Below are 11,826 nucleotides of genomic sequence, written 5' to 3'. Positions count from 1 at the left end.
TCGGCGACGATCTCCTCGACCGGCGTGGCGAGACGGACGTCGTCCAGCGAATGCCTCAGTGCGTCCAGCAGCCGGGTGTTTTCCGTGTCGTTCATGCCAGGTCCTCCTGTTGCGGTACGGATACGAGTTCCCCGCGCAACGCGGCGACAGCCCGCGCGAGATGGGCCGTCACGGTCCCCGGAGCGATCCCGAGGGCGTGGGCGGTGGCCGCGGTGTCCTGGTCGAGGAAGACCCGGAAGGCGACCACCTCCCTCTGCCGTCGCGGCAGTTGGCGCAGCGCGTTCAGCAACGTGGGGTCAAGGCCGGTGTCGGTGGCCGTGGAACCCGCGATCTCGTGGTCCTCGGCCAGAGGCACCTCCCGCCGTCGGCGCCGCCACCAGGACACACGGGTGTTGAGCGCGGTCCGTACGACCCAGGCCCGCGGCGACGGATGCCGACTCACTTTCGTCCAGGACGTCCACGCGCGGGTGAAGGCCTCGGCCACCAGATCCTCGGCCAGTTGCCGGTCACCCACGCTCGCCAGGACGGCTCGCAGACATACGTCCCGGTCGGCTTGGTAGAACTCCTTGAAATCCAGGTGCTTCACACCCCTCCAACGCTTTGGGACCCCGAACCACTTACCTACAGGACGCAAGGACGCAAAGGACGCCGTCCTCCGCGAGTGAGATCCATGACGGCTCTGTCCGTGCGCTCGGTCAAGGCCTTCTCGAGGACCGGCGAGCGGACATCGTGGAGGGACGGTGGGGCGGTGTGGGCGGTGGTGGCCGCGGCGGACGGGCTGGCGGGGGAAGAACGGGCGCGCGGGCTGTGAGCTCCGCGGTGAGTGCCGAGATCTCCGGGTCCGAAGATCAGGGGTCGGCAGGGTCGGCGGTGCCGTACTTGACCTTGTCGCAACGTCAGGGTTTCTACTGGCGGCATGCGCATCGGAGAGATCGCCGCGCTCGTGGGAGTCACTTCCCGGACCGTGCGGCATTACCATCACATCGGCCTCCTGCCTGAGCCGCTGCGGCAGGCCAACGGATACCGCTCCTATGGCCTTCGAGACGCCGTGCTGCTGGCCAGGATCCGCCGGCTGACCGAACTCGGGCTCTCCCTGGACGAGGTGAGGGACGTCCTCGCGGACGACGCCGGGCGCGAACTGGCCGAGGTACTGGGCGAACTCGACGCCGACCTCGCCCGCCAGGAGCACGAGATCCAGCAGCGCCGCAGGGTGCTGGCAGGCTTGCTGGAGAGCCCGCTCACACCGGACGCTCCGCTGTCCCCCGCACTCGTCGAGCTCCTGAGGGCTGCGCCCGCCACCGCGTCGCCCGCCGCCGCCAAGGACCGCGAACTCCTGACACTGCTGGACGCGACAACCGGCGGGCACGCGGTGTACGCGGCTCTGCGGCCGCTGGCCGAGGACCACCCCGCGATGCTCCGGCTGTACGACCGGCTCGACGAACTGCACGGAGCCCCGGCGGACGATCCGCGGATCGCCACGCTGGCCAGGGATCTGGCCGCGGCCGTGCCGGACGAGGTGATGGCGGTGATCCCGGACGGCGGCCCGGCGGAGACGGGGATCACACAGGCGCTGCTCGCGGACTACCCGCCGGCCCAGGCCGAGGTGGTGCGCCTGGTGATGCGGGACCTGACCGCCCGGATGAGCCGGAGGCCGTCATGAGTGCGCGGATCGCGCGGGCAGCCATGTGGGTGATGCTTCCCGCCGAGGCGGCTCTCCTCGTGTGTGCGGTGGCAGGCGTGCGGATACCCGGAGCCATTTTCGTGGGAGCCGAAGCGCTGGTGACGACCGTGCTCGCGTTGGAGGCCGTGGTGGTGTGGCGGCTCTACGCCGCCGGACGGCGGACCGGCGTGGGCCGACGGGACGCGGTGAGGAAGGCGCTGCACACCCTGGTGCCGGTGGTCGCGCGCCGGCTCGTCGTGCACGAGATTCGGGCCCTGCACAGCCTCGGGCTGTGGGTGCTGCGCCGACGCCACCAGGTCCCCGACGACGCACTGGCCGTGGCGTACGCCGGACCGCAGGCGGCCATGATGTACGGGCTGTTCTTCGTCTCCGTCGTCGAAACGACTCTGCTGGCCCTTGTGATCCCGTGGCCGCTCGTTCACGCGATCCTGCTCGTCGTGGATGTGTACGGAGTGGTGCAGATCCTCGCCCTCCACGCGGGCAGCGTGGTCCGGCCCCACGTCGTGGGACCGGACGGCTCGCTGCGTCTGCGGTACGGCGGGCTGTTCGACCTGCGGGTGCCGGCCGACGCCATCGCCGCCGCCCGGGTCGAGCGGCGTTACCCTCACGGAGGGTTGGTGCAACTGAGTGCGGACGGGGTGCTCGACCTCGCGGTGGGCAGCCAGACCACGGTGACGGTGAAGCTGGCGGAACCGGTGGAGTTCGTGCGGCCACTCGGTGCGCGGGGCTTCGCCCGTACGCTCCGGTTTCACGCCGACGACCCGAGTGAAACGGTCGCCGCGCTCACGCGGGCTCACACGGACCCGTCGCCGTGCCGGAATCAGCCTGTGTGAACCGGACACCGACCGTCCGCCACCGGTCGCGGCACGCCGCCCGCGCGGCCTTCACACCCCGGGGGCCTTCTGCCGCGACCCACGCGGCGGCCGGGACGCAGGCGCCACCATCGACCAGCAAGGCTCTTTCGACCACTGCCTGTTGCCCCATGCCGAGCTTCGATCCTGGGAACAGGGGTGGCTGAGCACCGGGGTCGGACTTGTCCGGCCGGGTAGGCGCCGGTGGGCCGCGAGCGCGTGCCGCACCCGGGCCGTGGATCACCCCTGCGACGGTCCGCATCTGGCGGCGGGGGCGCTGCCCAAGTGACCACCCACTGTCACCGCACCTCGGGATCAGGCTCAGGCTCAGTCCCCCAGGGTGATGTCCAGTCGGGCGGCCACGGTGGTGAGGGCCGCTCCCAGAGGGACCTCGACCCGGGTGAGGGCGTGCTGGTCGCCGCGGGTCGGATCCCGATTGACGATCACTACCGGCTTCCCGGCCTGGGCCGCCTCGCGGACGAACCGGAACCCGGACATCACCGTCAGCGACGAGCCCAGCACCAGAAGCGACGTCGCCTCCCGGACCAGCCGGCGGCAGTGCTCGACCCGCGACGGTGGAACAGTCTCGCCGAAGAACACCACGTCCGGCTTGAGAATGCCGCCGCAGACCGTGCAGGGCACCACCCGGAAGTCCCCGACCTGCTCATCGGCGAGGTCGGCGTCACCGTCCGGGTTGATCGCGGCGGCCACCGGCTCGAAGCCCGGATTGGCTTCCTCCAGCCGCTGGGCGAGTTCACGGCGCGAACGCGACGCACGGCAGGAGAGGCAGACCACTCGGTCCAGGCTTCCGTGGAGTTCCACGACGCCCTCACTGCCGGCGAACTGGTGCAGTCCGTCGACGTTCTGAGTGATCACCCCCGAGAGCAGGCCGTGCCGCCCGAAAGCGGCGACAGCCCGGTGTCCGTCGTTGGGGCGGGCACGGCCGAAGGTGCGCCAGCCGAGGTGGCTGCGAGCCCAGTACCGCCGCCGGGCCTGGGCGCTCGCGGTGAAGTCCTGGTAGGTCATCGGGGTGTGCCGGCTCAGGCTGCCGTTCTCACCCCGGTAGTCGGGGATGCCCGACTCCGTGGAGATGCCGGCGCCACTGAGCACCAGCACACCACCGGTGTTCAGCATGTCCGTGACCGGCTCCAGATCCGTGGTGCCGGGCGGCAGGTCCTCCGTAGGAGTCCAGCTCAGAGTGGGGCGCATGCGCATGCTGCCAGGGTACGGGCACGATTCCGCGGTGCGCGGGCGAGCACGATCACCTCGGTCGCAGAGCCCCCGCGGGTGTCCGCTCCCCGCCTGCCACCGCGTCCGCGATCTCTTCAGGAGCCGTCCCCGGTGGCCACGGTGTCCGTCGGGCGCGACCCTTGCGGGGTCGTCCCCCGTAGTACCGACGCGCAGCCACCGGTGCCCGTAGGCGGGGGGCTCGATACGGAGCAGGCCGTCGGGCACCGCGGGCCCGGCATGTCCTTGGACGAGCGGATCCGTGAGCCTCGGTGGGATCAGACCTCCGTGCCGTCCTCCGGAGCCAGCAGGACGGCGGTGCGGCTCGCGTGCGCGACGGCGTCGCTGATCCGGGGGTTGAACAGCGCCTCGACGGATCCGCGGTGATGGGGGCTCACCACGATGAGGTCGGCGTCGAACTCCGCCGCCGCTTCGGAGATGGCCGTGGCGATCTGGGTGGTCAGTCCGTGAACGAGGGCCGCGTCGGCCTTGACGCCCTTGTCGCGCAGGGCGGCCAGGGCCTCGTCGACGACGGCCTTCGCCTGGGCGTCGTCCTCGAGCGGGACGACGGCCGCGAGGGTCGCCGCGGAGGCCGCGACGTGCACCACGCGGACCTGGGCCTCCGTCAGCCGGGCCAGGTCACCGGCCAGGCGGACTGCGGAGAGCCGGGTGGGGCTGGGATCGACGGCGACCAGGATGCGCTGGAACATGGAAACTTCTTTCCCGTGCTGGAAGATACGGAGGGTCTTCACGGTGATCAGTGACACCGGAGGACCGGTGTCACCGGGATCAACGTCCGGCGCTGCGCCAGCCTTCCCGATGTCGGCCCCTTGATCGTCCCGCGCTGTGAACATCCGATGGACGTCGAGGGCCGCGCTGTCCCGCACGGTGGGACCTCGGGCCGCGCAACGGCCGGACAAGGGCGTCGGGCGGGGGCGAGTGCGGGCCGCATCGCGCGTCGCGCGGCGGCTCTCAGAAAGTGGCCTTGCCGCGGACCGGTACGTAGTCGGTGTACTCGGGCTCCTTGGCCAGCATCCCGTCGATGCGCCTCACGATGGCCCGCGCGGCGTCCCCGGAGAAGATCCGGTGGTGGTCCTCCTCGCTGGTCCAGCCCTCGGTGACATGAACGACGTCGGGGTCGGACGCCGAACGGCAGACGAGATAGACGACGCAGTACTCGCTCGCGCCGGGGTTGCCGTCACTCAGACCGGTCAGCAGAAGGTCCGTCAGTCGCGCACCCGTTCCGGGCCTCGCGGTCAGGGTGGCGTTGAATCCGTACTGGGCGATCATGACTGCCTTCCTCCATGGCGAGGGTTGATGGACTGTGGTCCCGAAGTGGAGCGCTTCTGCCTTCACCGGGATTCCGGTGATTCCATTCAAGATGCCTGACCTGCCTAGATGGTAGAAGGATCCTTCCTTTCACTTGCACGATCCTCTCTCGTACGGGAACGCGGCAGAGGGCGCGTGCTGCAATGAGGGCATGTACCTCGAAGAGCTCCGAACCCTGCTCGACCGGCATGTGCGGCCCGACTGGACCACGGCCATCGACGGTGTCCTCATCTCGAAGGTGGAGCGGTCCGACCCGCCGGCACCCTCGATGTCCGGCACGGTGCTGGCGGTCATCGCCCAGGGCGCCAAACGTCTCGCACTGGGCGACCGGATGTTCGAGTACCGGGCGGGGCAGTACCTCGTCGCGTCGGTGGACCTGCCCGTGACCGGCCAGTTCGTCGGGGCGTCCCCGGAGCGTCCGGCACTGGGATTCGGCCTGACGCTCGAACCGTCCGCCATCGCCGAACTGCTGCTGCAGGCAGGATCCGCGGACTCTCCCCGCACCGGTGGGAGCGCGTTGCCGGGCATCGCCGTCAGCGACGCTCCGGACCAGCTGCTCGACGCGGTGGTCCGGCTGCTGCGTCTGCTCGACGAGCCGCGTGACCGGACGGTGCTCGCGCCGATGGCCAAACGCGAGATCCTGTGGCGGCTGATCACCGGCGAGCAGGGCGGCATCGTGCGCCAGCTCGGCCTCGCCGACAGCAGCCTCAGCCACGTCGCGCGGGCCGTACGCTGGATCCGCGAACACTATGCGCAGCCGTTCCGGGTCGAGGACGTGGCGCGGCTGTCGGGCATGAGCGTCTCCGCCTTCTACCGCAACTTCCAGGCGGTGACCGCGATGAGCCCCATCCGCTTCCAGAAGCAGATCCGGCTGCAGGAGGCCCGGCTGCTGCTCGCCGTCCATCCCCATGACGTCACCGGGGTCGGCCATCGCGTCGGGTACGACAGCCCGTCACAGTTCAGCCGGGAATACCGCCGCCAGTTCGGGGCGCCTCCCAGCCAGGACGCCGCCCGTCTGCGTCTCACCGCGGGGACCAGCACGGGTGTACTTCCCTGACCGCCGCCGCGGCCCCGTTCCGTTCCGACGCGTCCCGTCCCTACGCGCGATTGAACTCAGGGACATCCAGGTCCCGGCGCCCGCGGCTCCCGACCAGGAGACATGGGCGGCCTCCCTGCACCGGAGGTCGCTCGAACTCGGGCGCTTCATGGCCCACTGAGCCACAGTCCCGCCGACAGGGCCCAGGAAGCACGCCCCGACACGGGGGCCAACACCGCGCACCGCCCCTTCAGTTGCGCACGCGCCGCACCTCGCCACGTCCCGATGAGGCCCCCCATCACTCCCCTGTCACGCCCCAAGTGGAGACGGCGGTCCCTCCGCCCTGCCGACCGCGGCGTCGAGAAGAGGGCCGAGTTCCTGGCACACGGTCGTCAGAGCGCGGAGGTCACGTTCGGCTCGGGCCATGAGGATCGCCCCCTCCAGGGCGCTGATCATGAGCGTGGCGAGGGCGCCCGCGCGCCCCTCGGGCACTCCCATGTCCGCCAGGGCCCGGGACACCGCGCCGGTCCAGGTGGCGAAGGCGGCGGACGCGGCCTCCCGTGTGGAGACGGTGGACTCCGCGCAGTCCACCGTGGCGGCGGCCACCGGGCACCCTCCCGCGAAGCCTGCCGTCCGGTACTCCTCGGTCCACTGCCGGACCATCTCGGCGAAGAGACCGCTGGGAGTGGGCTCGGGCAGCGCGGCGAGGAAGCGGGCGACACGATTGCCCGCGTACCGACCCGCCCAACCGACGGCCTCGTTGACGAGCTGTTCCTTGCCACCGGGGAAGTAGTGCTGGAGCGAACCGCGCGGCGCCCCGGCGTGCGCGGCGACCTCACGCATCCCCGCGGCGGCCACCCCGTCGCGCCGGATGAGCTGGGCCGCGCTGAAGACCATCCGCTCCCGTGGCCGCCGTTCGGACTCCGCCATCCCCGACCTCCGCCACCGTTTCGTGAGCTGTCCGGACTCCACTCTATGACCACCGTCATAGATTGCGACTACTATGACCGCTGTCATACTCACGCAGGGCGATGGATCGCCGACACATCGGCCGGTCGACGCCGGCGACGTCTCGGCCTCTCGGCCTCTCGGCGTCTTTGGCGTCTTTGGCGTCCTCGGCCCGGAGCGGAAGCGGTGGCGCATGGTGTACGTCGGGTTCGTCGGCCTCGGAGTCATGGGACAGCCCATGGCGCTCAACCTCGCCCGCGCGGGGACCCCCCTCGTCGTCTGGAACCGCACCCCTGCCAGCTGCGACCCCCTGCGCTCCGCCGGAGCCGAGGTCGCTTCGAACCCGGGTGAGGTGTTCGACCGGGCGGATTCCGTCATCCTCATGCTGGCCGACGAGACCGCCGTCGACACCGTCCTCGGGCGGGGAACCCCGGACTTCGCCGCCCGCGTCGCCGGTCACACCGTGATCCAAATGGGCACGGTCTCGCCGGAGTACTCCGTCGGCCTGGGGGACGACATCGGGTCCGCGGGCGGAAGGTACGTCGAGGCGCCGGTCTCCGGTTCCCGAGTCCCGGCGGAGCAGGGGCAGTTGGTGGCGATGCTGGCCGGTGACGCCGAGGCCGTGAACGCCGTGCGTCCGCTGCTCGCTCCCCTGTGCCGTGAGGAGTTCGACTGCGGTCCCGTCCCCTGCGCGTTGCTGATGAAGTTCTCGGTGAACCTGTTCCTGATCACGCTGGTCACCGGTCTGACCGAGGCTTTCCACTTCGCCGACCGGCACGGGCTGGACCAGCGCCTGCTCCAGAACGTCCTGGACGCGGGCCCGATGGCCAGCGCGGTGTCCCGCGGGAAGGCGCCGAAACTGCTCGCCCGTGACTTCACCGTCCAGGCGGCGAGCACGGACGTCCTCAAGAACAACCGGCTGATCGCGGAGGCCGCCCGAAAGGCCGGCCTCGCCTCCCCGCTCCTCGACATCTGCCACGCGCTCTTCGACGAGACGGTGGCACAGGGCCACGGCGGCGAGGACATGGTGGCCGTACTCCACGCACTGGAGTCCCGGACCGGCAGTGCGCGGCGCCACGGCTCGCCGGACGACTGACGCGGACGGGATGCCGCGCCCCGGCCGATGCGAGGAGCACGGCCGAACCGGACGCCGGACAGGGCGCTCTGCCCGGCGCGGTCCGCTCACGGCTACCAGGTCACCGGCAGGGCGCGAAGGCCGTAGACGATGGCGTCCTGGTTGTAGACGAGTTGCTCCGGCGGTGTCGCCAGGCGCAGTCCGGGCAGGCGCCGCAGCAGGGTGGCGAGGATGATCTGAAGCTCGACCCTGGCCAGGGTCTGGCCCAGGCACTGGTGGATTCCGTAGCCGAAGGCCACATGGCGCCGCGCGTCCCGGGTGAGGTCGAGCTCGGACGGGCGGGCGCCGCCCTGCGTCGGGAACAGCGCCGGATCGCGGTTGGCGGTGGACAGCATGCAGATCACGCCGCCGCCCGCCGGAATGGTGACCCCGCCGACCTCGACGGAGCCCGTGGCCGCACGGCCCAGGCCGAGGTGGATGATGGTGAGGTGGCGCAGGAGTTCCTCGACGGCTCCGCGGATGAGTTCAGGATCGTCGCGCAGAAGTGCCGTCTGCGCTGGGTCGCGCAGCAGCGCGAGCACGCTGATGGCCGCCATGTTCGCGGTGCTCTCGTGACCGGTGACCAGCAGCAGGAACCCGAGTGACGCGGTCTCCTGAGCAGTGAGGTCGTCGCGTGCCACCAGGCGGCTGAGGATGTCGTCCGCCGGGTGCCTACGCTTGTGCTCGGCCAACTCAGCGAGATAGTCCATGAGTTGGGCATGCGCGCGTTCGGCCCGCTCGGAGGTCGTCCGGTTGTCGAGCAGGCTGCGGCTGAGCGACTGGAACAGGTCGTGGTCCTCGTAGGGCACTCCCAGCATCAGGCAGATGGTCAGCGAGGGGATCGGAAGGGCGAAGTCGGCGACGAGGTCCGCCGAGGTGCGTCCGTCCGTCATGCGGTCCACGGCGCTGTCGACGATGTCCTGGATGCCGGGCCGGAGTGCCTCGATGCGCCTGACCAGGAAGTCCTTGGTGACCATGCGGCGCAAGCGGGCGTGTTCCGGGTCGTCCATGCGGATGAAGCTGGGCTTCGCGGTCGCCAGTTCCCGCTGACCCGCGGAGAGGAACGGGAAGCCGGGAGTGCGCGCGTCGGCACTGAAGCGGGGGTCGGCCAGCACGGCGCGTACCTCCTCGTAGCCGGTGACGAGCCAGCAGGCGGTGCCGTCCGGAAGTACGGCCCGGGTGACGGCGGCGTCATGGGCGGCGGCCGTGTAGGTCGGGGGCGGATCGAACGGACAAGTGCCATAGGGAGCGGGGAGGTTGAGCGGAGGGGCGGGCGCGGTGGCGGTCATGAGCCGGGCCGTCTCCTGATGGGGGGTCATGTGGCGCCCACGAGGGTGATGGCACCGCTGGGGCACAGGTCCGCGGCCAGGCGCACCTCGTCGGCGTACTTCTGATCGGGCTCCGGTACGAGCAGGGTGACGCGTCCGTCCGTGCCGCTCCGCTCGAACACCTCCGGCGCGGCTCCGGCGCACTGCCCCGCCCTGTGGCAGCGTTCCCTGTCCAGGCGCACGGTGAGGTGCGGGCGTACCGCCCCGGCGTCGTCGGAGGGGGTGCGCAGGACGCCGAGGGTGGTGGACATGGCCGCGGTCTGGCCGGCCAGGACCAGCAGTTCGATCAGTTGCTCCGGGTCCAGTTCGCGCGCAAGCCGCCGCCACAGTCCATCGGGCAGGGTGGAGTTGGCGGCGAGCAGGTCGCAGGTCTCCAGAAGTGTGCGCTCCTCCTGCGTCCAGGGGTGGGTGTCCGGGGCCGCTGCCGTGGCCCGGATCTCCTCCGCCGTCAGTCCGGCCTCCGTCGCCGGCGCGCGGTGGCGCTCGTGGACGAAGCTCCCGCCGAGGCGGTGGGCGGTGCGCAGGACGACCAGCTCGCGTCGGCGGGCGCCGAGCGTTCCTTCGTGGGTGAGTACACGGGCGAGGGAGAGCCAGGCGTGGGCCAGGACGGGGTGATGGGCGAGGGTGCCGAAGAGGTTGACCCGCCCGGCACCGTCCTGGTGGGAGTCCGCCAGGAGGGACCGCAGCGACGCGGGCCACTCGGACGGAGGCAGGGGCGGGATGCGGGGAGGGCCGGACACCCGGACGGAGGCGGGTGATGAGGTCATGAGGGTGCCTTTCGGAAGCGTACGGAGTCGGATGAGGCAGGTCGTTCCGGGAGGTGACGGCGGCTCACCACCTGCAGACGACCACTCCCGCGCTGGCCCCGCTCGCGAAGCCGAACATGCCCACCAGATCCCCGCGGCGCAGTCGGCCGTTCTCCAGGGCGGTGGCCAGCTGGAGCGGGATGGTGTTGGTCGCCACGTTGCCGTGGGCCGGGAAGGTGGCCAGGATCCGTGCCGGGTCCACGCCCACCCAGTCGCAGACGACCCGGGTGAACGGCACGGACGGCTGGTGCACACAGACGAGGTCCAGGTCGTCGCTCTCGACGCCGATCTCCTTCAGCGCTCCGCGCACCTTGCCGGGCAGTCCCTCGAACGAGTCAGCCAACTGTTGTGCGTCGATGCGGAGATGACCGAGCCTTCGGTGCTGCGCGTAGGGATTGGGCAGCGTCGCCGCGCGCCAGCCCCAGGAGTTGGCGAAGAAGCGCGAACCGACGATGCCGGGCAGGCCGCTGGCCTCCACCAGCAGGGCGGAGCCCATGTCGCCGGTGCTGAGGCTGGGCAGCGCGCTCAGGACGTCCGCCGGGTCGTCGACCTCCCAGCGGCTCTCGCGGGTGCTGACCTCGGCGGTGGTCACCAGCACGGTGCGGTACCGGCCGCCCCGGATGAACGCGTCGGCGACCTCCAGGGCGTTGAGGACGCCGTTGCAGGCGTTCTTCAGGTCGAGCACGGGACACCCGAGGCCCAGTTTGTCGGCGACGACGTGGGCCGTGGCGGGCTCCTCCATGTCGGCGAGGATGCCCGCGTAGAGGAGCAGGTCGACGTCGGCCGGATCGGTGTCCGTGTCCGCGAGCAGGCGGCGCGCCGCGTGGACGGCCAGGTCTGAGGGCTGATCGTGGTCGGGGGCCACGGTGCGCTCGGTCAGCCCGTACATGCGCTGGAGCACTCCGCGGGACAGTGTGACGGCGGGGCTGCCCTCGCGGAATCGGGCCTCCACCTCGGCCACGCTCTGCCGCCCCTCGGGGATGTGGACGGTCGCGTGAACGATACTGCTGTGAACGGTCATTGACTCAGTCCTCGGATCGGACCTCGGTGAGGAGCGGCACGTCAGTCCTCGGTGAGGAGCAGCACGACGTTGTGCCCGCCGAACCCGAAGGACTGGCTCACGGCGGCGCGGACGCGCTGGGTACGCGGTCGGCCCGTCACGCAGTCCAGGTCGAAGGGGAGGTTGTCGGCCGTGAGGTTGGCGATCGGCGGCACGGTGGACCGCTGGATGGTCAGGGCCGTGAGCGCCGCCTCGATCGCGCCCGCGGCGCCGAGGCTGTGCCCGAGCACTCCTTTGGGCGCGGTCACGCTGGGCCGGTGGGGCAGCACCCGGCCGATCAGCTCGGCCTCCGTCAGGTCGTTGAGGGGCGTGGAGGTGCCGTGCGCGTTGACATGATCGACGTCGGCCGCGTGCAGGTCCGCTTCGGCGAGCGCCGCCCGCAGCGCCATCTCGGCGTGAACTCCGCCGGGATCCGGAGCGGTTGGATGGTGGGCGTCGGAGGAGAG

13 protein-coding genes and 1 pseudogene are annotated in these 11,826 nt (G+C 71.0%); 5 read left to right on the top strand and 9 right to left on the bottom strand.

Annotated elements, in window-relative coordinates; genetic code table 11:
* Positions 1 to 91: 91 nt before the first annotated feature.
* A complete protein-coding gene (locus ABZV34_RS34735; protein WP_356285774.1) occupies positions 92 to 586 on the bottom strand; it encodes a sigma-70 family RNA polymerase sigma factor in 495 nt (164 codons plus the stop codon).
* 84 nt (positions 587 to 670) lie between these two features.
* On the opposite strand from ABZV34_RS34735, the gene ABZV34_RS34730 reads away from it, so the two are divergent.
* From ABZV34_RS34730 to ABZV34_RS34720, 3 genes are all read left to right on the top strand, one after another.
* Positions 671 to 811: a hypothetical protein gene (locus tag ABZV34_RS34730; protein WP_356285771.1), complete on the top strand. Its 141-nt coding sequence runs from the start codon at positions 671 to 673 to the stop codon at positions 809 to 811.
* 105 nt (positions 812 to 916) lie between these two features.
* The gene (locus tag ABZV34_RS34725) at positions 917 to 1,660 is read left to right on the top strand and encodes a MerR family transcriptional regulator (RefSeq protein ID WP_356285768.1); all 744 of its coding nucleotides are present in this window, start codon (positions 917 to 919) and stop codon (positions 1,658 to 1,660) included.
* The gene (locus tag ABZV34_RS34720; RefSeq protein WP_356285765.1) at positions 1,657 to 2,514 is read left to right on the top strand and encodes a hypothetical protein; all 858 of its coding nucleotides are present in this window, start codon (positions 1,657 to 1,659) and stop codon (positions 2,512 to 2,514) included. Before ABZV34_RS34725 ends, ABZV34_RS34720 begins: the two co-directional genes overlap by 4 nt.
* A gap of 345 nt (positions 2,515 to 2,859) precedes the next feature.
* Here the strand turns inward: ABZV34_RS34720 and ABZV34_RS34715 are convergent, their stop codons facing one another.
* The 3 genes from ABZV34_RS34715 to ABZV34_RS34705 form a co-directional block, all read right to left on the bottom strand.
* Positions 2,860 to 3,747 (bottom strand): NAD-dependent protein deacetylase, encoded by an 888-nt coding sequence (locus ABZV34_RS34715; RefSeq protein ID WP_356285762.1) that lies wholly within the window; start codon positions 3,745 to 3,747, stop codon positions 2,860 to 2,862.
* Between the two features lie 290 nt (positions 3,748 to 4,037).
* Positions 4,038 to 4,469, bottom strand: coding sequence for a universal stress protein (locus ABZV34_RS34710; protein ID WP_356285759.1), 432 nt, complete (start codon positions 4,467 to 4,469; stop codon positions 4,038 to 4,040).
* A gap of 262 nt (positions 4,470 to 4,731) precedes the next feature.
* The gene (locus tag ABZV34_RS34705; RefSeq protein WP_356285757.1) at positions 4,732 to 5,049 is read right to left on the bottom strand and encodes an antibiotic biosynthesis monooxygenase; all 318 of its coding nucleotides are present in this window, start codon (positions 5,047 to 5,049) and stop codon (positions 4,732 to 4,734) included.
* Between the two features lie 190 nt (positions 5,050 to 5,239).
* Here ABZV34_RS34705 and ABZV34_RS34700 point away from each other — a divergent pair, with 190 nt between their 5' ends.
* Positions 5,240 to 6,145 (top strand): AraC family transcriptional regulator, encoded by a 906-nt coding sequence (locus tag ABZV34_RS34700; RefSeq protein WP_356285755.1) that lies wholly within the window; start codon positions 5,240 to 5,242, stop codon positions 6,143 to 6,145.
* Positions 6,146 to 6,433: 288 nt separating this feature from the next.
* Here ABZV34_RS34700 and ABZV34_RS34695 read toward each other — a convergent pair whose 3' ends face one another.
* Positions 6,434 to 7,054, bottom strand: a complete 621-nt coding sequence (locus ABZV34_RS34695; protein ID WP_356285753.1) for a TetR/AcrR family transcriptional regulator — start codon at positions 7,052 to 7,054, stop codon at positions 6,434 to 6,436.
* A gap of 214 nt (positions 7,055 to 7,268) precedes the next feature.
* Between ABZV34_RS34695 and ABZV34_RS34690 the strand changes: the two genes are divergently transcribed.
* A complete protein-coding gene (locus ABZV34_RS34690) occupies positions 7,269 to 8,168 on the top strand; it encodes an NAD(P)-dependent oxidoreductase (protein WP_356285780.1) in 900 nt (299 codons plus the stop codon).
* Between the two features lie 92 nt (positions 8,169 to 8,260).
* Here ABZV34_RS34690 and ABZV34_RS34685 read toward each other — a convergent pair whose 3' ends face one another.
* The 4 genes and pseudogenes from ABZV34_RS34685 to ABZV34_RS34670 form a co-directional block, all read right to left on the bottom strand.
* Positions 8,261 to 9,475, bottom strand: a complete 1,215-nt coding sequence (locus ABZV34_RS34685; protein ID WP_356285777.1) for a cytochrome P450 — start codon at positions 9,473 to 9,475, stop codon at positions 8,261 to 8,263.
* 26 nt (positions 9,476 to 9,501) lie between these two features.
* Complete coding sequence (locus tag ABZV34_RS34680) at positions 9,502 to 10,281, bottom strand: ferredoxin (protein WP_356285751.1); 780 nt, start codon at positions 10,279 to 10,281, stop codon at positions 9,502 to 9,504.
* A 64-nt stretch (positions 10,282 to 10,345) separates the two neighbouring features.
* Positions 10,346 to 11,341: a 3-oxoacyl-[acyl-carrier-protein] synthase III C-terminal domain-containing protein gene (locus ABZV34_RS34675; RefSeq protein WP_356285748.1), complete on the bottom strand. Its 996-nt coding sequence runs from the start codon at positions 11,339 to 11,341 to the stop codon at positions 10,346 to 10,348.
* A gap of 41 nt (positions 11,342 to 11,382) precedes the next feature.
* Positions 11,383 to 11,826, bottom strand: a pseudogene (locus ABZV34_RS34670) (3-oxoacyl-ACP synthase); the annotation flags it as partial.

The organism is Streptomyces sp. NPDC005195 (assembly GCF_040608315.1).
Classification (GTDB): Bacteria; Actinomycetota; Actinomycetes; order Streptomycetales; family Streptomycetaceae; genus Streptomyces; species Streptomyces kaempferi.
Note: the sequence above shows the minus strand (reverse complement) of the source record. Positions and strands in the feature narration are given on the sequence as shown.